The sequence below is a fragment of the Burkholderia vietnamiensis LMG 10929 genome (assembly GCF_000959445.1).
Lineage (GTDB): Bacteria > Pseudomonadota > Gammaproteobacteria > Burkholderiales > Burkholderiaceae > Burkholderia > Burkholderia vietnamiensis.
In genome coordinates this window covers 3,052,218-3,070,684 of sequence record NZ_CP009631.1, presented here as the reverse complement: position 1 = coordinate 3,070,684, position 18,467 = coordinate 3,052,218, and the positions used below count along the sequence as shown (strand labels likewise).

The window sequence follows — 18,467 nt, the reverse complement described above, 5'->3', positions numbered from 1 at the left end:
CGTACCGTAACCAGCGGCCGGCGGCGGAACGCTACAATAACGCTCCGCGTTGCATCCCTAGTTAACGGATTTGTCAGGTGAGTGAAAAAGAAATCGATCAGGCTCTGGTCGAGCGCGTACAGAAAGGCGACAAGGCGGCGTTCGAACTCCTGGTCTCCAAATACCACCGCAAGATCATTCGGCTGATCTCGCGCCTCGTGCGGGATCCCGCCGAGGTCGAGGACGTGGCCCAGGACGCGTTCATCAAGGCGTATCGTGCGCTGCCGCAATTTCGCGGTGAGTCCGCGTTCTACACGTGGTTGTACCGGATTGCCGTCAACACGGCGAAGAACTACCTTGCGACGCAAGGCCGTCGGGCGCCGACCTCCACCGAGGCCGATGCCGAGGAGGCGGAAACTTTCTCCGACGCAGACCAACTAAGGGATATCAACACGCCAGAGTCGATGTTGATGAGCAAGCAGATTGCCGAGACGGTCAACGCTGCAATGGCCGTCCTGCCCGAAGAATTGCGTCAGGCGATTACGCTGCGCGAGATCGAGGGCCTGAGCTACGAAGAAATCGCGGAAATGATGAACTGCCCGATCGGGACGGTTCGATCGCGGATCTTCCGGGCTCGCGAGGCAATCGCTGCAAAATTGCGTCCGCTGCTCGATACGCCCGAAGGCAAGCGCTGGTAAGCGCGATGGGTGCAACGACGCGGGTCGGGGTCTAGTTACGGATAGGGTCGTGAAATCACGACGGGGTGTGTGCAAGATGGGGAGCATCATGGGGTCGGTCAATACGCAGTCGCAAGCGTGCTCGCGCGGCGAGCGCCTTTCCGCTCTGGTCGACGGGGAACTGTTCGACGGTCCGGATCACGGGCAGTTTCTGGCTGAGCTGAACGGCGCGGATCGCGCGACGTGGGCCCAGTACCATCTGATCGGCGATGCGCTGCGCTCGGACGAGCTCACGCTGTCGCCGGCTCGCAGCGTCGCGTTCACCGCGCGCATGGCGGCTGCGCTCGACAGCGAGCCGCACCTGCTGGCGCCGGCCGCCGCGCCGGCTGCGCGCAAGCTGCTGTCGCTGCGCCGCAGGGTCGTGCCGGCGTTCGCGGTGGCCGCCGCGGCCGCCACGCTGACGTGGATCGTCGTGCCGCAGATGCAGACGGCCGGCGTGCCGGGCGCAGTCCAGGTCGCATCGGTCGGCGCGCCGCAAAGCGGCGGCCTGCAGCGCGTGACGGTCGCTCAGGCGTCTACGCAGCCGGCGCTGCAGGACGTCAACATCATCCGCGACGCCAGTCTCGATCAATACCTCGAAGCGCATCAGCAATTTGCGCAGCAGCCCGTCGTTACGGGCTCGATGCCGCTGATCCGCGCCGCGGTGTCCACCACGCCAGGCCAATAAACCCGATGCGGACATTGCAGTTGAATCACGCCATCTCCGGATGGAAGCGGCTGCCGGCCCTCCTGCTTTGCGCAGCCGCCCTGTTGTCCGTTCAATCCCTTCCCGCCAGCGCCCAGCAACCGGACGATCCCGTCGCCACCCGCAAGGGCGCGGCCGACTGGCTCGACCGCATCCAGCAGGCGGCGCAGCAGCAGAGCTACGAAGGCACGTTCGTCTACCAGCGCGGCGGCTACGTGCAATCGTCGCGCATTGCGCACGTCGCGTCGCGTGACGGCGAATTCGAGCGCATCGAGTCACTCGACGGCAAGCCGCGCAAGGTGCTGCGGCACAACGACGAGTTGTATACGTTCGTCCCCGAGCGCAAGCTCTGCGTGGTCGAGCGCCGCCAGACGCGCGATTCGTTCCCCGCGCTGCTCGGTGCGCCGGGCGAGCACGTGATGTCCGTTTATGACGCGAAGCTGCTCGGCCGCGACCGCGTCGCCGGCGTCGATGCGCAGGTCGTCGAGCTCGTGCCGAAGGATGCGTACCGCTTCACGTACAAGCTGTGGGCCGATGCGCGCACCGGGTTGCTGCTGCGTTCGCAGACGCTCGACGCGAGTGATCACGTGCTCGAGCAGGTCGCGTTCTCGCAGTTGCAGACGGGCGGTGCCGCCGGCGATAAGTCCGCGATCGCGGCCGGCATGCGCAATCTGAGCGGCTGGACGGTGGTCCGCCCGCCGGTTGCGACGGTCGACATGGAAGCGCAGGGCTGGCAGATCGCGCCGACGATCGCCGGCTTTCGCAAGATTCGCGAGGTGCGCCGGCCGATGGCCGCGCGCGACGCAGGCGATCCGCCGATTCCGGTCGACCAGGCCGTCTTCACCGACGGGCTGGCGACGATCTCGGTCTTCATCGAGCCGGCCGAAAAGAATACGCGCAAGGAAGGCGCGGGCAGCACCGGCGCGACGCACGTGCTCGTGAAGCGCCGCGGCGACTACTGGATCACCGTGCTCGGCGAAGTGCCCCCGGCCACGTTGCAGCAGTTCGCGTCTGCCATAGAATACAAGGCTTCCAAGTAACGCTACGGCTCCCGACATGACGAAAATCACGCTGCGCAAAGTGCTCGCGGCGGCGGCGCTGTGCGCCTGCCTGCCGTTCGTCCCGCAAACCGCGTCCGCTGTCACGCCTCCCCCGGGCAGCCTGCCCGACTTCGCCGATCTGGTCGAAAAGGTCGGGCCGGCCGTCGTGAACATCCGGACGACCGCGAACGTGCCGGTGCCGGGGCCGCGCGGCAGCCTGCCGCCGGGCTTCGACAACGGCGACATGTCGGAATTCTTCCGGCGCTTCTTCGGCATTCCGTTGCCGCAGGCGCCCGGCAACGGCGGCGGCAGCCCGAAGGGCGCGCCGACGCCCGACAATCCGCCGGACACCGAGCAGAATCGTGGGGTCGGCTCGGGCTTCATCGTGTCGGCAGACGGCTACGTGATGACGAACGCGCACGTCGTCGACGATGCGGACACCATCTACGTCACGCTCACCGACAAGCGTGAATTCAAGGCGAAGCTGATCGGCGTCGACGATCGGACCGACGTCGCGGTGGTCAAGATCCAGGCAGCGAATCTGCCGGTCGTCGCGATCGGCGATTCGACCAAGGTGCGCGTCGGCGAGTGGGTGGTCGCGATCGGTTCGCCGTTCGGCCTCGACAACACCGTGACGGCCGGCATCGTCAGTTCGAAGAGCCGCAACACGGGCGACTATCTGCCGTTCATCCAGACCGACGTCGCGGTGAACCCCGGCAACTCGGGCGGCCCGCTGATCAACATGCAGGGCGAGGTGATCGGCATCAACTCGCAGATCTACAGCCGCACCGGCGGCTTCATGGGCATCTCGTTCGCGATTCCGATCGACGAAGCGATGCGCGTGGCCGATCAGCTGAAGGCGACCGGCAAGGTCACGCGCGGCCGCATCGCGGTGGCGATCGGCGAGGTCACGAAGGACGTGGCCGATTCGATCGGGCTGCCGAAGGCGGAAGGCGCGCTGGTGAGCAGCGTCGAGCCGGGCGGCCCGGCCGACAAGGCGGGCATCCAGCCGGGCGACATCATCCTGAAGTTCAACGGCCGTTCGGTCGACGCGGCGTCGGACCTGCCGCGCATGGTCGGCGACACGAAGCCCGGCGCGAAGGCGACCGTCACCGTGTGGCGCAAGGGCCAGGCGCGCGAGCTGCCGATCACGATCGCCGAGACGCCGGCGGAGACGACGGCGAAGGCCGAGCAGCGCAAGAGCGCGCCGCAGAAGCCGCGCCAGGCGAATTCGCTCGGCTTGACGGTCAGCGACATTCCGGCCGAGCAGATGAAATCGCTGAAGCTGAAGAACGGCGTGCAGATCGACGGCATCGACGGCCCGGCCGCGCGCGCCGGGCTGCAGCGCGGCGACATCGTGCTGCGCGTCGGCGACACCGACATCACGAGCGCGAAGCAGTTCGCCGACGTGACCGCGCAGCTCGATCCGCAGAAGGCGGTCGCGGTGCTCGTGCGGCGCGGCGACAACACGCAGTTCGTGCCGGTGCGTCCGCGCCCGAGCCAGAAGTAAGTCGCGCGCCGATGTTCACGCTTTACGGCCGCGGCTGGTGTCACCTGTGCGACGACATGCGCGACGCGCTGGCGCCGCTGGCGGCCGAGTTAGGCGTCGCGCTCGACTACGTCGACATCGACGCCGATCCGGCACTCGTCGCCCGCTATGACGAAGACGTGCCGGTGCTGTTGCTCGACGGCGTGGAGGTGTGCCGCCACCGGTTCGACGAGGCGGCGGTGCGCGGCGCGTTCGCGGCGCGGCGCTGACCCGGCCCCGGCGCGTGCAGGCGGCCGGCGGCTCCGGACGCTCGCGGTCGGCACGCGCTCGCCGGCCGCCCCAAATTACCGCCCGGCAAAGGCCTTTTCGGCTAAAATAAGCCGTTTTTTCACCGACTTACAAGGCGTGCTCCGCAGTCGTCGAGCGCGCCTTTTTCGCTTGATCGGCACTGAATGGATCATATTCGCAATTTCTCGATCATCGCCCACATCGACCATGGCAAGTCGACGCTCGCGGATCGCATCATCCAGGTATGCGGCGGCCTCGCCGCCCGCGAAATGGAAGCGCAGGTGCTCGACTCGATGGACATCGAGCGCGAGCGCGGCATCACCATCAAGGCGCAGACTGCGGCGCTGTCCTATCGCGCGCGCGACGGCAAGGTCTACAACCTGAACCTGATCGATACGCCGGGGCACGTCGATTTCTCCTATGAAGTCAGCCGTTCGCTGTCCGCCTGCGAGGGCGCGCTGCTCGTGGTCGACGCGAGCCAGGGCGTCGAGGCGCAGACGGTCGCGAACTGCTACACGGCGATCGAGCTCGGCGTCGAAGTCGTGCCGGTGCTGAACAAGATCGACCTGCCGGCCGCGAACCCCGAGAACGCCATCGAGGAAATCGAGGACGTGATCGGCATCGATGCGACCGACGCGACGCGCTGCAGCGCGAAGACGGGGCTCGGCGTCGAGGACGTGCTCGAAGCGCTGATCGCGAAGGTGCCGCCGCCCAAGGGCGATCCGGCCGCGCCGCTGCAGGCGCTGATCATCGACTCGTGGTTCGACAACTACGTCGGCGTCGTGATGCTCGTGCGCATCGTCAACGGCACGCTGCGTCCGAAGGACAAGATCAAGATGATGGCGACCGGCGCGCAGTATCCGGTCGAGCACGTCGGCGTGTTCACGCCGAAGTCGCGCAATCTCGAATCGCTGTCGGCCGGGCAGGTGGGCTTCATCATCGCCGGCATCAAGGAACTGACGGCCGCGAAGGTCGGCGATACCGTCACGCACGTGGCGAAGCCTGCCACCGAGCCGCTGCCGGGCTTCAAGGAAGTGAAGCCGCAGGTGTTCGCGGGCCTCTATCCGGTCGAGGCGAACCAGTACGACGCGCTGCGCGAATCGCTCGAGAAGCTGAAGCTCAACGACGCGTCGCTGCAGTACGAGCCGGAAGTGTCGCAGGCGCTCGGCTTCGGCTTCCGCTGCGGCTTCCTCGGCCTGCTGCACATGGAAATCGTGCAAGAGCGGCTCGAGCGCGAGTTCGACATGGACCTCATCACGACCGCACCGACGGTCGTCTATGAAGTGGTGCAGAGCGACGGCTCGACGATCATGGTCGAGAACCCGGCGAAGATGCCGGAACCCGGCCGCATCGCCGAGGTTCGCGAGCCGATCGTCACCGTGAACCTGTACATGCCGCAGGACTACGTCGGCTCGGTGATCACGCTGTGCGAGCAGAAGCGCGGCTCGCAGATCAACATGCAGTATCACGGCCGCCAGGTGCAGCTCACGTACGAAATTCCGATGGCCGAGATCGTGCTCGACTTCTTCGATCGCCTGAAGTCGGTGTCGCGCGGCTATGCGTCGATGGACTACGAGTTCAAGGAATACCGTTCGTCGGACGTCGTGAAGGTCGACATGCTGATCAACGGCGACAAGGTCGATGCGCTGTCGATCATCGTGCACCGCTCGCAGTCGCAGTACCGCGGCCGCGAAGTGGCCGCGAAGATGCGCGAAATCATTCCGCGCCAGATGTACGACGTGGCGATCCAGGCCGCGATCGGCGCGCACATCGTCGCGCGCGAGAACATCAAGGCGCTGCGCAAGAACGTGCTGGCGAAGTGCTACGGCGGCGACATCACGCGAAAGAAGAAACTGCTCGAGAAGCAGAAAGAAGGTAAGAAACGCATGAAGCAGGTGGGTTCGGTCGAGATCCCGCAGGAAGCGTTCCTCGCGATCTTGCGCGTCGAAGACAAATAACAGGACTGATCCTTTTATGAATTTTGCGCTGATTCTTTTTGTGCTCGTCGTCGTGACGGGCGTGGCGTGGGTGTTGGACAAGCTGGTGTTCCTGCCGCGGCGACGCAAGGCGGCCGACGTGGCGATCGACGAGTTCGATCGCCAGCAGTCGCGCATCGACAAGCGTTTCGCGGACGAAAATGCGGTGCAGACGCGTGCGAAGCTGCGCGACGAGAAGCTGCGCCAGCCGTGGTGGCTCGAATACACGGCGAGCTTCTTCCCGGTGATCCTCGCGGTGTTCGTCGTGCGTTCGTTCGTCGTCGAGCCGTTCAAGATCCCGTCGGGCTCGATGGTGCCGACGCTGGTCGTCGGCGACTTCATCCTCGTCAACAAGTTCGAATACGGGTTGCGTCTGCCGGTCACGAACACCAAGATCACGCAGGGCAAGCCGCTGTCGCGCGGCGACGTCGTCGTGTTCCGTTATCCGAAGGACGAGTCGGTCGACTACATCAAGCGCGTCGTCGGCCTGCCGGGCGACACGGTCGCCTATCAGGACAAGCAGCTGACGATCAACGGCCAGCCGGTGCCCGAAACGCCGCTGCCCGACTACTTCGACGACGAGCGCCAGAACTACGCGAAGCAGTTCGAGGAAACGCTCGGCACGAAGAAGAACGCGATCCTGAACAATCCCGCGGTGCCGCCGTTCGTGATGGGCGCATACGACTATCCGTATCGCGACAACTGCACGTACAACAGCCGCGGCGTGATCTGCAAGGTGCCGCCCGGCCACTACTTCATGATGGGCGACAACCGCGACAACAGCGCGGACAGCCGCTACTGGGGGTTCGTGCCGGACAACAACATCGTCGGTCGCGCGTTCTTCATCTGGATGAACTTCAGCGACCTGAAGCGCATCGGTTCCTTCAACTGATCGCAGTCGACTCGCACGCAATGCGCGACGCACGGGCCGCGTCGCGTATTGCCGAACTACTTTAAGAACCGGCGGTAACACCGCCTCGTCACGCCTTTTCGCGTCCGGCCGTGCCGCTTCGGCCCGACCGGCGCCCGCGTTATACTCCTGCACATGCCCCTATCCCAGTTGGAAAGCCGGCTGCGCTACGAATTTCGCAATGCGGAATTGTTGCGCCAGGCTTTGACCCATCGCAGTCACAGCGCCACGCATAACGAACGGCTCGAGTTTCTCGGCGACTCCGTTCTGAACTGCGCGGTGGCGGCCCTTTTGTTCCAGCGCTTCGGCAAGCTGGACGAAGGCGATCTGTCGCGCGTGCGCGCCAATCTCGTCAAGCAGCAGTCGCTGTATGAAATCGCTCAGGCCCTGAATATCTCGGACGGGCTGCGACTGGGCGAGGGCGAGTTGCGCAGCGGCGGGTTCCGCCGCCCGTCGATTCTCGCGGACGCATTCGAAGCCATCATCGGGGCCGTGTTTCTCGATGGCGGCTTCGAAGCCGCCCAAGGGGTCATCAAGCGGCTGTACGTACCGATCCTCGACCACATCGATCCGCGCACGCTCGGCAAGGACGCGAAAACGCTGCTGCAGGAGTATCTGCAGGGGCACAAGATCGCGTTGCCCACCTACACCGTCGTCGCGACTCATGGTGCGGCGCACAATCAGCAGTTCGAGGTCGAATGCACGGTGCCGAAGCTCGACGTGAAGGTGTCGGGCTCCGGCGCGAGCCGGCGGGCGGCCGAGCAGGCTGCCGCGAAGAAGGCGCTCGACGAGGTGCTGGCCGCCGCGCCGATGCTGGCCTCGAAGCCGAAGCGCTCGAAGAATGCCCGTGGATCGAAGCATGCGGAGCCCGAAATCGTGCCGGGCGTGAAGGGCGTTCAGGAAGCGCTGGACCTGCGCTCGCCGGAACGGAAGGAACGTGCGGCGGCACGCGACGTGAAGGCGTCCGGCGGCGCTTCCGAGCCGGCCGAGCGGCCGGCTCAGGCGCCGATGGCGGCGATCCGTGCCGCGCATGTCGAAACCGTGGCGGACAAGACCGACCGCGCGGCGAAGCCGTCGGGCGACAAGCCGGCCGAGAAGTCGCCGGAGCGCGGCGAAGCTGCCCTGCATGCGGCCGACAAGCCCGCGGAAGGCGCACCGCGCGCCGCTGACAAGCCGACCGGCCAAGCGGCCGGTCAAGCAGCCGTCCAGCCGGCCGATCCGGCCTCGGCGAGCGCCGACAAATCAGCCGCCGCGTCCGACCCCGCCTCCCGCACGACGCCGCGCCCGCGCGACGGCGCAGCGCCCGACACCGAGACGCCGCCGGGCGGCGCGAGCCTCGCGGCCGCCCAGGCGCGCGCGGCCGATGCCGGCCACTGAATTGCCCATCGATCGTGCCGCGCGCCGCGCGGCCGGTTGCGAACCTGTCTCCCAAACGATATGAACACTCCCGCTCCTACCGGTTTCCGCTGCGGCATGATCGCGATCGTGGGCCGCCCGAACGTCGGCAAGTCGACGTTGATGAACGCACTCGTCGGCCAGAAGATCAGCATCACGTCGCGCAAGGCGCAAACGACCCGCCATCGCATCACCGGCATCAACACGTTCGACGACGCGCAGTTCATCTTCGTCGACACGCCGGGCTTCCAGACCCGCCACAGCACCGCGCTGAACCGCTCGCTGAACCGCGCGGTCACGTCGACGCTCACGTCGGTCGACCTGATCCTGTTCGTGATCGAGGCCGGCCGCTTCGGGCCCGACGATCAGAAGGTGCTCGACCTGATTCCGCCCGGCGCGCCGACGCTCCTGATCGCGAACAAGATCGACCGCGTGGGCGACAAGGCGACGCTGTTCCCGTTCATGCAAAAGATGAGCGCGCTGCGCGAGTTCACCGAGCTCGTGCCGCTGTCCGCGCAGCGGCCGGAAGACATCAAGCACCTGCTCGACACGATCAAGCCGCACCTGCCGGAAGGTCAGCCGATCTACGGCGAGGACGAGCTGACCGACCGCAGCTCGCGCTTTCTCGCGGCCGAAATCCTGCGCGAGAAGGTGTTCCGCTGGACCGGCGACGAATTGCCGTACACGAGCACCGTGCTGATCGACAAGTTCGAGGAGGAAGGGCGGCTGAAGCGCATCTTCGCAACGATCCTCGTCGAACGCGATATGCACAAGGCGATGGTGATCGGCAAGAAGGGCGAGAAGCTCAAGCAGATCAGCACTGAGGCGCGGCTCGACATGGAGAAGCTGTTCGACGGCCCCGTGTATCTCGAGACCTTCGTGAAGGTGAAGAGCGGCTGGGCCGACAACGAGGCGGGGCTGCGTGCCTATGGGTACGAATGACGCGCTGACGTCGACCGAAGACGCGGTGGCCGCCGGCGCGAACGACGCGCCGCTGCCGGCCCCGCCTGAACCGCCGCGCCGCAAGGCGCGGCGCGCGACGTCTCGCACGTCCGATTTCCGCATCGCCGAGCAGCCGGCGTTCGTGCTGCACAGCTATCCGTACCGAGAAACGAGCCTGATCATCGACGTGCTCACGCGCGACCATGGCCGGCTCGCGCTCGTCGCGAAGGGCGCGAAGCGCCCCCATTCCGCGCTGCGCGGCGTGCTGCAGACGTTCCAGCCGCTGCTGTTGTCGTGGTCCGGCAAATCCGAAGTGCGCACGCTCACCGGCGCCGAGTGGGTCGGCGGGATGCTGCCGCTCGGCGGCGACGGGCTGCTGTGCGGCTTCTACGTCAACGAGCTGCTCGTGAAATTCTGCGCGCGCGAAGATCCGCAGCCGTCGCTGTTCAACCATTACGTGCTGACGCTCACGCGCCTCGCGCACGGCGAACCGGCCGTGCAGGTGCTGCGCTCGTTCGAGCGCGTGCTGCTGCGCGAGACCGGCTACGCGATGGCGCTGAACCGCACGGTGGCGCGCCGCGCGGTCGAGCCCGAGCGCCGCTACGTGTTCGATCCCGAGCGCGGCGTGCGCAACGCGGACGACGACGTACCGTCGCACTGGCCGGTCGTCACCGGACAGACGTTGCTCGACATGGAGCAGGACGATTACCATCGAGCCCAGACGGTCGCGCAGAGCAAGACGCTGATGCGCTTCCTGCTGAACACCTATCTCGGCGGTACGCCGCTCGCCACGCGCCAGATCCTGATCGACCTGCAAAACCTATGAGCTTTTTCCTGACAACGCCCACCGTCATCGACCTCGGCGTGAACATCGACCACGTCGCCACGCTGCGCAACGCGCGCGGCACCGCCTATCCTGATCCAATCCGCGCGGCGCTCGCCGCCGAAGAAGCCGGCGCCGACGCGATCACGCTGCACCTGCGCGAGGATCGCCGCCACATCGTCGACGCCGACGTGCGCACGCTGCGCCCGCTGCTGAAGACGCGGATGAACCTCGAATGCGCGGTGACGGCCGAGATGCTCGACATCGCGTGCGAAGTGCGTCCGCATGACGCGTGTCTCGTGCCGGAGAAGCGCGAGGAGCTGACGACCGAAGGCGGCCTCGACGTCGCCGGCCGCTTCGAGGTCGTGCGCGCGGCCTGCAAGCAGCTCGCGGACGCCGGCGTGCGCGTATCGCTGTTCATCGATCCGGACGAGACGCAGATCCGCGCCGCGCACGAGGCCGGCGCGCCGGTGATCGAGCTGCATACCGGCCGTTATGCCGACGCGCACGACGCAGCCGAGCAGCAGCGTGAATACGAACGCATCGTCGCGGGCGTCCAGGCCGGCGCGCAGCTGGGGCTGAAGGTCAACGCCGGTCACGGTCTTCACTACACGAACGTGCAACAGATCGCCGCCATCGACGGGATCGTCGAGCTGAACATCGGCCATGCGATCGTCGCGCATTCGATCTTCGCGGGCTGGGACAATGCCGTGCGCGAGATGAAGGCCATCATGGTCGCCGCACGCGTTGCCGCGCTTCACGGCGGCGCGCGCTGACGATGCGTTCCGTGCGCGCGGGCTCGGCCTGCTACTCCGCATCGTCCGTACATCGCGGCGCGCGCTGACATGGCGATCTACGGCATCGGCACCGACATCGTCCAGTTGAGCCGCATCGCGGCCGTGCTCGAGCGCACCGATGGCAGGTTTGCCGAGAAGGTGCTGGGCCCCGACGAGTTGCGCGTGTTCCACGCGCGGCGCGCGCGCTCCGAGGCGCGCGGCATCGCGTTTCTCGCGACGCGCTTTTCCGCGAAGGAAGCGTTCTCGAAGGCGATCGGGCTCGGCATGCACTGGCCGATGACGTGGCGCGCGCTGCAGACCCTCAACCAGCGCAGCGGCGAGCCGTACGTCGTCGCGTCGGGAGAGCTCGCCGACTGGCTCGCCGCGCGCGGCATCACCGCGCGCGTGACGGTCAGCGACGAGCGCGACTACGCCGTGTCGTTCGTCGTCGCCGAAACCGACGCGCCGCCGCCTGCGCCCGCACCCGTTCCCCGAACCCTTCCCTGACGGATTTTCCGATTCGATGAAAACGACTCCCGGCCCGGTCATGCTCGACGTCGTCGGCACGGCCCTGTCGCGCGACGATGCGCGGCGCCTTGCGCATCCGAACACCGGCGGCGTGATCCTGTTCGCGCGGCATTTCGAAAACCGCGCGCAGCTGAGCGCGTTGACCGACTCGATCCGCGCGGTGCGCGAGGACATCCTGATCGCGGTCGATCACGAAGGCGGCCGCGTCCAGCGGTTCCGCACCGACGGCTTCACGGTGCTGCCGGCGATGCGCCGGCTCGGCGATCTGTGGGATCGCGACGTGCTGCTCGCGACCAAGGTCGCCACCGCGGTCGGCTACATCCTGGCCGCCGAGCTGCGCGCCTGCGGGATCGACATGAGCTTCACGCCCGTGCTCGATCTCGACTACGGGCATTCGAAGGTGATCGGCGATCGCGCGTTCCATCGCGACCCGCGCGTCGTCACGTTGCTCGCGAAGAGCCTGAACCACGGGCTGTCGCTCGCGGGCATGGCCAACTGCGGCAAGCATTTCCCCGGGCATGGTTTCGCGGAAGCCGATTCGCACGTCGCGCTGCCGACCGACGACCGGCCGCTCGACGCGATCCTCGAGGGAGACGTCGCGCCGTACGACTGGCTCGGCCTGTCGCTGTCGGCGGTGATTCCCGGGCACGTGATCTATACGCAGGTCGACCCGCGGCCCGCCGGCTTCTCGCGCGTGTGGCTGCAGGACATCCTGCGCGGGCGGCTCGGTTTCACGGGCGCGATCTTCAGCGACGACTTGTCGATGGAGGCCGCCCGCGAAGGCGGCACGCTCACGCAGGCCGCCGACGCGGCGCTCGCGGCCGGCTGCGACATGGTGCTCGTCTGCAACCAGCCCGACGCCGCCGAAGTCGTGCTGAACGAACTGAGCGCGCGGCCGTCGGCGGAGTCGGTGCGGCGCATCAAGCGGATGCGTGCGCGCGGCAAGGCGCTCAAGTGGGACAAGCTGATCGCGCAGCCCGAGTATCTGCAGGCGCGCGGGCTGTTGACCAGCGTGCTCGCATAAGCGGCGACGCAGTCGGCGCGCTGCCGTCGCCGAAACGAAAAAGCCACGCGAAGTTGCGTGGCTTTTTCGTTGGTGCGCGAAGCGGAGGGCAACACTTGTTCGACGAACTAATCGTCGGTGCCGGTCCGCGCCGACGACGATTGCCGCCCGCTCAATTGACCTTCATGCGCTGCAGTTTGTTGTAGAGCGTCTTCGGGCTGATGCCGAGCAGCGTGGCCGCACGATGCCGCGTGCCGCCGACCGCGTCGAGCGTCGCGCGGATCAGCAGGTCTTCGACGTCGGACAGCGGCGTGCCGACCTTGATCTGCACGCTGCTGCCGTTCAGCGCGGCGCCGGCCGCGAAGCTCGCTTCGCCGGCGCGCAGCGTTTCGATGAAGTCGCCCGATGCGTCGTATGCGAAGCGCACACGCTCGTGCAGCTCGCGCACGTTGCCGGGCCACTCATAGGACAGGCATTCGCGTACGAAGCCCGGCGCCGCGCGCTTGTCGGTCGTGCTGCGGCCGGTCGCGCGGGCCTCGCGGTTCAGTTCGTCGATCAGCGCATCGGCAATCGCGAGCGCGTCGCCGTCGCGCTCGCGCAGCGGCGGCATCGTGATCGACGCCGCATCGAGGCGCAGCCACAGATCTTCGCGCAGCGTGCCGTTGGCAACGGCCTCGCGCGCCGGCCGGCGCGTGGCCGCGATCAGCCGGAAGTCGCTCGCGATGGAGCTCGTGCCGCCGATCCGCATGAAGTTCTGCGAATCGAGCGCATGCAGCAGCGCTTCCTGCAGCACGAGCGGCAGCGCGGTGATTTCGTCGAGGAACAGCGTGCCGCCGCCGGCCTGTTCGAACAGGCCGGTTTCGCGCCGCTCGGCGCCGTCGAACGCGCCGCGCTCATGGCCGAACAGCACGCTGTCGAGCGACGCGCCATGCCGGTTCGCCTGCGCGATCATCCGGCAGTCGAACGACAGGAACGGCCCCTTGCGGCGGCGGCTCAGATCGTGCAGCGTGCGCGCCGCGAGCTTCTTGCCGGTGCCGGCTTCGCCCGCGAACAGCACGGCCGTTTCGGTGCGCGCGTTGTGCTCGATCATGTCGTACACGTGCTGCATCGCCTCGCTGCGGCCGACCAGTGCGCCGAAGCGGCCGAGGCGACGCAGCGACGCGCGCAGCGCCTGCACTTCGTCGATCAGTTCGTAGGGGCGGGGAATCCGCGCGAGCAGGCTGCGCAGCCGCGGAATGTTGATCGGCTTCAGCAGGTAGTCCCAAATGCCGTGACGCAAGCCTTCGATCGCGCTCTCGACCGTCGCATTGCCGGTCAGCACGATCACCGGCAGCGAGCCGTTCGGCTGCTGCTGCGGCAGGTGCTGGAGCAGGTCGAAGCCGCTGCCGTCCGGCAGGTTCAGGTCGACCAGGACGACGTCGGGGATCGCGCGGCCGAGCGCCGTGCGCGCCTCCGCGAGCGACGTGGCCGTGTCGACCGAGAAGCCGTCTGCGGCGAGCAGCGCGGTCAGGCCGGACAGACTGTTGGGATCGTCTTCGACAATCAGGGCGTGTGGCATGGTGAACGCGAGTCGAGTCAAGAGAGGCGGGCTGTCGGCCATCGAGCCAGCCGCAGCCGCGTGTCGGATTAAAAACTGATTTTATGCCCCCCGGAACGCCCGACGTGCATTATTTCTCGGCCGCTATAAAACAGTTACCGATGATACAAATTGAATACCTTTAGTGCTGGATTTTGTGTTGCCGATCGTGCCGGCATGTGCGCGCTGTTGCGCGCAGGCAAACAAAAAGCGCCCCGCAGGGCGCTTTGTTCGATGCGAAGTTCGCAGGCGCTTACGCGCGGCTGCGGTATTCGTTCGTACGCGTGTCGATTTCGATCTTGTCGCCGGTGTTGCAGAACAGCGGCACTTGCAGCTCGAAGCCCGTTGCGAGCTTCGCGTTCTTCAGCACCTTGCCCGACGACGTGTCGCCCTTGACGGCCGGTTCCGTGTAGGTGATCTCGCGAACCAGGATCGTCGGCAGTTCGACCGAAATGGCCTTCTCGTTGTAGAACACGACTTCGCAAGCCATGCCGTCTTCGAGGTAGTTCAGCGCTTCGCCCATCATTTCCGCTTCGACTTCGTACTGGTTGTAGTCGGCGTCCATGAACACGTACATCGGGTCGGCGAAGTACGAGTACGTCACTTCCTTGCGGTCGAGCACGACGACGTCGAACTTGTCGTCGGCCTTGTAGACCGCTTCCTGGCCTGCGTTCGTCAGCAGGTTCTTCATCTTCATCTTGACGACGGCGGCGTTACGGCCCGACTTGTTGTATTCCGTCTTTGCGATGACCCATGCGTCGCTGCCGATTTGCACGACGTTGCCTACGCGGAGTTCCTGTGCGGTCTTCATAAAAAAACTGTCCTGATCCAATCAAATAAATGGGTGCCTGAGCGTTGCGCAACGGCTGACGGCGCAAGCGGTGCGTTCCGGTAGGTGCCAAGAGCCCCAAGCGTGCGCGCTTGCGTGGTCAGCCGTCGGATAACCGCTTATTTTAACTGAGATTTTGCGTATTCCGCCAGCTTTCCGGCAAGATCGCCGACGCCCGCCAGCGTGTCGGCCCAGCGCGTCGCGTTGGCGTCCAGCGCCGCGCGGTGCTGCCGGATATCGTCCCAATCGGGCGTGCCCACGCCGTTCCACGCATGCCAGAAGCGCTCGAGCGCCGCGCGCGGCGCGTCGGCGAGGCCGGCTGCCAGGTGCGCGAGCGCGGCGTCGAGTTTCGGCAGATGCGCATCGTCGGCCTGCGGGTAGATCTGCCAGACGAACGGCTTGCGCGCCCATTGCGCGCGCACGAACGAATCCTCGCCGCGCACGAAGTTGACGTCCGCGGCCCACAGCAGCGCGTCGTAGTCGGCCTGCGGCACGAAGGCGAGCCCGTAGGCGGTCAGATTGCCGAGCGTGGCGCGCGCGCCGGCGTCGAACGAGGCGGTGCCGAAGAAGCGCGCGACGGCCGGCGAGATGCGGCCGGCCGGCACGAGCGCGACGATCGGCGTCGCGCTGTCGCGCCACTGCGCGAGCAACGCGTCGACGGCCGGATTTTCGTATGCGAACAGGCTCACGACCGTCGTGCCGGACGCCGGCGGCGCATCGCCGGTCGCGTGCCGCCACCAGGCCGTGCGCGCGGCCGCGTCGGTTTCGAATGCGGTGCGGCGTGCGTCGAGGTCGCGCTCCTTCAGCACGCCGCCGGTGCCGGCCGACAGCCCGGGGAAGAAGAAGGTCTTCAGCAGCGGGTAGCGCGGATGCGGCGACGGGCGCAGGTGGAAATCGGCGACCCAGTCCTCGGCGCTCAGGTATTCGAGATTGATCCATACCGGGCGTAGCGCCCGTCTCGCCATCGCGGCGAGATACGCGCCCGGCAGTTCGCACGCGAACGCTTCGATCACGACGTCGGCGATCTGCAGCGCGTCGCCGACGTCCGCGTGCCAGTGTTCGATCGCGATGCCGTCGAGCGTTTGCCGGTTGGCGTGCGGGTCGATCTGCGGCAGCAGTTGCGCGAAGGTGCGCAGATCGTCGACGAAGATGCGCATCTGCCAGCCGTGCTCGTGCGCGAGCTGGCGCGCGAGGCGCCAGCACACGCCGATGTCGCCGAAGTTGTCGATCACGGTGCAGAAGAGGTCGCATGCGATCGGTTCGCCGGTCGAGCGCGGCGAAGCGATGGCGGGGACGGAGTCGGAGCCGGAGGCGGGCGTGGTGCGGGACATCGAAGCGGGCCGGTGAATGCTCTAAACTGGCGATTCTAATGGACCCGTTCCGCGCCAGCGGGCACCGGATCACGCATGACATCCCCAGAAGCCGCCGATACTCCGTTCGAACCGAAGAAGATCCTCGCGCAATTGCCGCACATGCCGGGCGTCTACCGCTATTACGACGCAACGGGCGCCGTGCTTTACGTCGGCAAGGCGCGCGACCTGAAGAAGCGCGTGTCGAGCTACTTCACGAAAACGCAGCTGTCGCCGCGCATCGCGATGATGGTCACGCGCATCGCGCGCATCGAGACGACCGTCACGCGCTCGGAGGCCGAGGCGCTGCTGCTCGAGAACAACCTGATCAAGGCGCTCGCGCCGCGCTACAACATCCTGTTTCGCGACGACAAGTCGTATCCGTACCTGAAGCTCACCGCGCACCGCTTTCCGCGCATGGCGTATTACCGCGGCTCGGTCGACAAGCAGAACCAGTATTTCGGGCCGTTCCCGAGTGCGTGGGCGGTGCGCGAGAGCATCCAGATCCTGCAGCGCGTGTTCCAGTTGCGCACCTGCGAGGATTCGGTGTTCAACAACCGTACGCGGCCGTGTCTGCTGCATCAGATCGGGCGTTGCACGGCGCCGTGCGTCGGCGCGATCACCGAGGACGACTACGCGATCGACGTGTCGAACGCCGCGCGCTTCCTGCTCGGGCGGCAGTCCGAGGTGATGAACGAACTCGAGCAGAAGATGCACGCGTTCGCGGCCGAGCTGAAGTTCGAGCAGGCGGCGGCCGTGCGCAACCAGATGAGCTCGCTCGCGACGGTGCTGCACCAGCAGGCGATCGAGGTCGGCGGCGACAGCGACGTCGACATCCTGGCCGTCGTCGCGCAGGGCGGGCGCGTGTGCGTGAACCTCGCGATGGTGCGCGGCGGCCGCCATCTTGGCGACAAGGCGTATTTCCCGACGCACGTCGAAAGCGCGCTGACGCTCGCGGAAGGCGGGCTAGGCGACGAGGCCGATGGCGTCGACGATGCCGCCGCCGCGATGCCGGACCAGCCGGTGGAAGGCGAGGGCGACGGCGACGGGGGGGCGGCTGCCCGCGTCGCCGGCGCCGGTGCCGGCGCGTCCGTCGAGGCGGAGGTGCTCGATGCATTCATCTCGCAGCACTATCTGGGCAACCGCGTGCCGCCGGTGCTGGTCGTCAGCCATGCGCCCGCGAGCCGCGACCTGCTCGAGCTGCTGTCCGAGCAGGCCGGCCACAAGGTATCGCTGGTGCGGCAGCCGCAGGGGCAGCGGCGCGCGTGGCTGACGATGGCCGAGCAGAACGCCCGGATCGCGCTCGCGCGACTGCTGTCCGAGCAGGGCTCGCAGCAGGCGCGTACCCGCGCACTCGCCGAGACGCTCGGCCTCGAATGCGACGATCTCGCGACGCTGCGCATCGAGTGCTTCGACATCAGCCATACGATGGGCGAGGCGACGCAGGCGTCGTGCGTCGTCTATCACCATCACAAGATGCAGTCGGGCGAGTACCGTCGCTACAACATCGCCGGCATCACGCCGGGCGACGACTATGCGGCCATGCGGCAGGTATTGACGCGCCGCTACGAGAAGATGGTCGAGCTGGCCGCGCAGGCGGCCGCCGCCGACGCCGCGACCGGCATCGACGGCGAATCGACGCGGCAGGCCGAGGCGTCGAGCCTGTTGCCGAACATCGTGCTGATCGACGGCGGCAAGGGGCAGGTCGAGATCGCGCGGCAGGTGTTCACCGAACTGGGGCTCGATACGTCGATGCTGGTCGGCGTCGCGAAAGGGGAAGGGCGCAAGGTCGGCCTCGAGACGCTCGTGTTCGCGGACGGCCGCACGCCGCTCGAGCTCGGCAAGGAGAGCGCGGCGCTGATGCTGGTTGCGCAGATCCGCGACGAGGCGCACCGCTTCGCGATCACCGGGATGCGCGCGAAGCGCGCGAAGGCGCGCCAGACGTCGCGGCTCGAGGAGCTCGACGGCGTCGGCGCGAAGCGGCGCCAGCGGCTGCTCGCGCGGTTCGGCGGACTGCGCGGCGTGGTCGCCGCCAGCGTCGAGGAGCTGGCGAGCGTCGACGGGATCTCGCACGCACTCGCCGAACAGATCTACAAGCAGCTTCATTGACGGGCCGTGCGACCGGCCGCTCGGGCCTGCGAT

At 67.0% G+C, this 18,467-nt stretch carries 17 protein-coding genes; 14 read left to right on the top strand and 3 right to left on the bottom strand.

Features of this window, described 5'->3' with window-relative positions; all coding sequences use genetic code 11:
- Positions 1 to 77: 77 nt before the first annotated feature.
- The 13 genes from rpoE (at position 78) to nagZ (ending at position 12,592) form a co-directional block, all read left to right on the top strand.
- Positions 78 to 677: an RNA polymerase sigma factor RpoE gene (gene rpoE, locus AK36_RS23750; RefSeq protein ID WP_011883961.1), complete on the top strand. Its 600-nt coding sequence runs from the start codon at positions 78 to 80 to the stop codon at positions 675 to 677.
- Positions 678 to 765: 88 nt separating this feature from the next.
- The gene (locus tag AK36_RS23745; RefSeq protein ID WP_011883962.1) at positions 766 to 1,383 is read left to right on the top strand and encodes a sigma-E factor negative regulatory protein; all 618 of its coding nucleotides are present in this window, start codon (positions 766 to 768) and stop codon (positions 1,381 to 1,383) included.
- 5 nt (positions 1,384 to 1,388) lie between these two features.
- Positions 1,389 to 2,441, top strand: a complete 1,053-nt coding sequence (locus AK36_RS23740; protein ID WP_011883963.1) for a MucB/RseB C-terminal domain-containing protein — start codon at positions 1,389 to 1,391, stop codon at positions 2,439 to 2,441.
- Between the two features lie 16 nt (positions 2,442 to 2,457).
- Complete coding sequence (locus tag AK36_RS23735; protein ID WP_014722722.1) at positions 2,458 to 3,951, top strand: DegQ family serine endoprotease; 1,494 nt, start codon at positions 2,458 to 2,460, stop codon at positions 3,949 to 3,951.
- Positions 3,952 to 3,962: 11 nt separating this feature from the next.
- Entirely contained in the window at positions 3,963 to 4,199 is a 237-nt protein-coding gene (locus AK36_RS23730) for a glutaredoxin family protein (protein WP_011883965.1), read from the top strand.
- Between the two features lie 183 nt (positions 4,200 to 4,382).
- Positions 4,383 to 6,176, top strand: coding sequence for a translation elongation factor 4 (lepA, locus tag AK36_RS23725; protein WP_011883966.1), 1,794 nt, complete (start codon positions 4,383 to 4,385; stop codon positions 6,174 to 6,176).
- 16 nt (positions 6,177 to 6,192) lie between these two features.
- Complete coding sequence (gene lepB / locus AK36_RS23720; protein ID WP_011883967.1) at positions 6,193 to 7,086, top strand: signal peptidase I; 894 nt, start codon at positions 6,193 to 6,195, stop codon at positions 7,084 to 7,086.
- A gap of 153 nt (positions 7,087 to 7,239) precedes the next feature.
- A complete protein-coding gene (gene rnc, locus AK36_RS23715) occupies positions 7,240 to 8,481 on the top strand; it encodes a ribonuclease III (protein WP_045579322.1) in 1,242 nt (413 codons plus the stop codon).
- Positions 8,482 to 8,541: 60 nt separating this feature from the next.
- Positions 8,542 to 9,441 carry a GTPase Era gene (era, locus tag AK36_RS23710; protein ID WP_041493796.1) on the top strand — a complete coding sequence of 300 codons (900 nt, stop codon included), beginning with the start codon at positions 8,542 to 8,544 and terminating at the stop codon, positions 9,439 to 9,441.
- On the top strand, positions 9,428 to 10,267 hold the full coding sequence (gene recO, locus AK36_RS23705; RefSeq protein WP_045579321.1) for a DNA repair protein RecO: 840 nt from the start codon (positions 9,428 to 9,430) through the stop codon (positions 10,265 to 10,267). The genes era and recO overlap by 14 nt, the downstream gene beginning before the upstream one ends.
- Positions 10,264 to 11,040 (top strand): pyridoxine 5'-phosphate synthase, encoded by a 777-nt coding sequence (pdxJ, locus tag AK36_RS23700; protein ID WP_011883971.1) that lies wholly within the window; start codon positions 10,264 to 10,266, stop codon positions 11,038 to 11,040. Before recO ends, pdxJ begins: the two co-directional genes overlap by 4 nt.
- Positions 11,041 to 11,109: 69 nt before the next feature.
- Positions 11,110 to 11,547, top strand: a complete 438-nt coding sequence (gene acpS / locus AK36_RS23695) for a holo-ACP synthase (protein WP_045579320.1) — start codon at positions 11,110 to 11,112, stop codon at positions 11,545 to 11,547.
- 16 nt (positions 11,548 to 11,563) lie between these two features.
- Positions 11,564 to 12,592: a beta-N-acetylhexosaminidase gene (gene nagZ, locus AK36_RS23690; protein WP_045579319.1), complete on the top strand. Its 1,029-nt coding sequence runs from the start codon at positions 11,564 to 11,566 to the stop codon at positions 12,590 to 12,592.
- A 151-nt stretch (positions 12,593 to 12,743) separates the two neighbouring features.
- On the opposite strand, the gene AK36_RS23685 is transcribed toward nagZ, so the two are convergent.
- The 3 genes from AK36_RS23685 to earP all read right to left on the bottom strand — a co-directional run bounded on the left by AK36_RS23685 (position 12,744) and on the right by earP (position 16,307).
- Entirely contained in the window at positions 12,744 to 14,129 is a 1,386-nt protein-coding gene (locus AK36_RS23685; RefSeq protein WP_014722729.1) for a sigma-54-dependent transcriptional regulator, read from the bottom strand.
- A 271-nt stretch (positions 14,130 to 14,400) separates the two neighbouring features.
- Positions 14,401 to 14,958, bottom strand: a complete 558-nt coding sequence (gene efp, locus AK36_RS23680) for an elongation factor P (RefSeq protein WP_011883975.1) — start codon at positions 14,956 to 14,958, stop codon at positions 14,401 to 14,403.
- Positions 14,959 to 15,095: 137 nt separating this feature from the next.
- Entirely contained in the window at positions 15,096 to 16,307 is a 1,212-nt protein-coding gene (earP, locus tag AK36_RS23675; protein WP_045579318.1) for an elongation factor P maturation arginine rhamnosyltransferase EarP, read from the bottom strand.
- A 75-nt stretch (positions 16,308 to 16,382) separates the two neighbouring features.
- Here earP and uvrC point away from each other — a divergent pair, with 75 nt between their 5' ends.
- Positions 16,383 to 18,434 carry an excinuclease ABC subunit UvrC gene (uvrC, locus tag AK36_RS23670; protein WP_011883977.1) on the top strand — a complete coding sequence of 684 codons (2,052 nt, stop codon included), beginning with the start codon at positions 16,383 to 16,385 and terminating at the stop codon, positions 18,432 to 18,434.
- Positions 18,435 to 18,467: the final 33 nt, after the last annotated feature.

What these genes read in the sequence shown, in the direction of transcription:
- acpS (WP_045579320.1), top strand. Translation starts at nt 11,110, where the DNA reads ATGGCGATCTACGGCATCGGCACCGACATCGTCCAGTTGAGCCGCATC.
- rnc (WP_045579322.1), top strand. Translation starts at nt 7,240, where the DNA reads ATGCCCCTATCCCAGTTGGAAAGCCGGCTGCGCTACGAATTTCGCAAT.
- efp (WP_011883975.1), bottom strand. Translation starts at nt 14,958, where the DNA reads ATGAAGACCGCACAGGAACTCCGCGTAGGCAACGTCGTGCAAATCGGC.
- pdxJ (WP_011883971.1), top strand. Translation starts at nt 10,264, where the DNA reads ATGAGCTTTTTCCTGACAACGCCCACCGTCATCGACCTCGGCGTGAAC.
- lepB (WP_011883967.1), top strand. Translation starts at nt 6,193, where the DNA reads ATGAATTTTGCGCTGATTCTTTTTGTGCTCGTCGTCGTGACGGGCGTG.
- AK36_RS23745 (WP_011883962.1), top strand. Translation starts at nt 766, where the DNA reads ATGGGGTCGGTCAATACGCAGTCGCAAGCGTGCTCGCGCGGCGAGCGC.
- nagZ (WP_045579319.1), top strand. Translation starts at nt 11,564, where the DNA reads ATGAAAACGACTCCCGGCCCGGTCATGCTCGACGTCGTCGGCACGGCC.
- AK36_RS23735 (WP_014722722.1), top strand. Translation starts at nt 2,458, where the DNA reads ATGACGAAAATCACGCTGCGCAAAGTGCTCGCGGCGGCGGCGCTGTGC.
- AK36_RS23740 (WP_011883963.1), top strand. Translation starts at nt 1,389, where the DNA reads ATGCGGACATTGCAGTTGAATCACGCCATCTCCGGATGGAAGCGGCTG.
- earP (WP_045579318.1), bottom strand. Translation starts at nt 16,307, where the DNA reads ATGTCCCGCACCACGCCCGCCTCCGGCTCCGACTCCGTCCCCGCCATC.
- recO (WP_045579321.1), top strand. Translation starts at nt 9,428, where the DNA reads ATGGGTACGAATGACGCGCTGACGTCGACCGAAGACGCGGTGGCCGCC.
- uvrC (WP_011883977.1), top strand. Translation starts at nt 16,383, where the DNA reads ATGACATCCCCAGAAGCCGCCGATACTCCGTTCGAACCGAAGAAGATC.
- lepA (WP_011883966.1), top strand. Translation starts at nt 4,383, where the DNA reads ATGGATCATATTCGCAATTTCTCGATCATCGCCCACATCGACCATGGC.
- AK36_RS23685 (WP_014722729.1), bottom strand. Translation starts at nt 14,129, where the DNA reads ATGCCACACGCCCTGATTGTCGAAGACGATCCCAACAGTCTGTCCGGC.
- era (WP_041493796.1), top strand. Translation starts at nt 8,542, where the DNA reads ATGAACACTCCCGCTCCTACCGGTTTCCGCTGCGGCATGATCGCGATC.
- AK36_RS23730 (WP_011883965.1), top strand. Translation starts at nt 3,963, where the DNA reads ATGTTCACGCTTTACGGCCGCGGCTGGTGTCACCTGTGCGACGACATG.